The sequence below is a fragment of the Serratia microhaemolytica genome, from assembly GCF_004011885.1.
Classification (GTDB): domain Bacteria; phylum Pseudomonadota; class Gammaproteobacteria; order Enterobacterales; family Enterobacteriaceae; genus Serratia_G; species Serratia_G microhaemolytica.
Genome location: NZ_SBEF01000113.1, coordinates 1 through 1,465, shown reverse-complemented (window position 1 = coordinate 1,465; position 1,465 = coordinate 1). Strand labels below are relative to the sequence as shown.

Annotated in this window: 2 protein-coding genes; both read right to left on the bottom strand. The window is 39.5% G+C overall.

The window, feature by feature from the left end; translation table 11 throughout:
- Positions 1–329: 329 nt before the first annotated feature.
- Positions 330–731 carry a DUF1240 domain-containing protein gene (locus EOJ37_RS14180; protein ID WP_162473715.1) on the bottom strand — a complete coding sequence of 134 codons (402 nt, stop codon included), beginning with the start codon at positions 729–731 and terminating at the stop codon, positions 330–332.
- On the bottom strand, positions 724–1,465 hold a 742-nt coding region (locus EOJ37_RS14565), incomplete at its 5' end, for a hypothetical protein (RefSeq protein WP_162473714.1). The genes EOJ37_RS14565 and EOJ37_RS14180, both read right to left, overlap by 8 nt.

The window sequence follows — 1,465 nt, the reverse complement described above, 5'->3', positions numbered from 1 at the left end:
GTTGCCCAAAGAGGCATATGAGCCGCAGTTGCGTGAGATATCTCCTTGTTGTTCACCGATCATGGTGAGATAAATGGGGTAGGACATAGCACAAGGTTCCCTGTTTTATTTATGCCAATCAGAATTTTTTTGTACTTTGCCGGGCTATTTCCATGATTTTTTATAATGAAAATCGCACCATAACAAGTTATTAAACCAGTGAGTTGTATTTTTTTAGTCAATCATCGGGCAGAAAACCATTGAGCTTGTTCTGCAAGTGTATCGATTAATAGAGTGAGTGATGTTTAAAAAATTAATTTCTCACCAATGACGCCACTATAACTAAAAAATTACTGACATAACTTAGAGTTGTTTACGTATTGATTAGGTGACATCCACGATATTTTATCACAGATTATATATCCTTTATTACTTAACGAGTGATTAACATAAACAGAGGATGAAATTCCAATAATCACACCCATTGCAAATAGAATGGTTAATGATTTAGATAGTTTATTACTCATTCTGATTGGCTGATTTTTATATGCCATTAAAAAGCAAAGGATTGACAGGTAAAGTAGAATAGGCACACCAAAAACAAACATACCAATCATAGATGAAAATTCAACTCTATCAGCTAAGCGAAAAAATGCCCAGTATGAATCCAAAGAGACAAATGCCCCTGCTAATCCAGCAGCGAGAAAAAGAATGGCATATAAAATCACAAAGAGTCTATTAATCTTAGCCACCAGAAAAATGCCCCCAACTATCAAAAGATGGTTCTGTGCCATAAGGTGCGTAGGATTGGGTATGCTTATCATTTTGTTGATTTTTTAATGCGTTAATGATTCTTTCAGTAATCTTAAAATGCGTGTCCAACGCATTCAATCCATAACTAACAGCAACGCCAATCAGAAAGATCCCTACTGCAATAACAATCACTTCGCCACCCGCAACCATCAATCCAGTGGCTATGGCTTTCGCTCCCCAGGCCACTCCGACAGAAACAGCGAGTTTAGCAGCATCGATGCTGAGATTAACAAAAAAATCAGTCAGGCTATAGTCATCTTTTAACATCAGTTCAACGGCACGATAAGCGGCAGAGAAGATCAAGCAGAAGCGCGCACCACTGAGAATGCCATTCTCAATACCTTTGCTACCAATCCCGATATTGAGTATCTTTTTATTTTTAATCGAATATCTGGTGCCGGTTAAAATCTTGCGAACCCCTGGGTAGCCAGAGATTTTTATATAACCTCTGCCCTGTTTGTCACGATATTCAGTGGCTGTAATACCAAATGCCCTCAGCTCAACAATAATTCGGCCAAGTGCGAGACCATCCTTAATATTACCCGCATAAGGAGAAAGCGGATCACTACAGCCAAAACCGATATCACGCCAATGTGCTGCATTAGGGTTGCAGAACTGGCGCAGAATGGCACCCCCTTCTTCGAGGGTGAGCAGTGCATAGACATTCTCATCA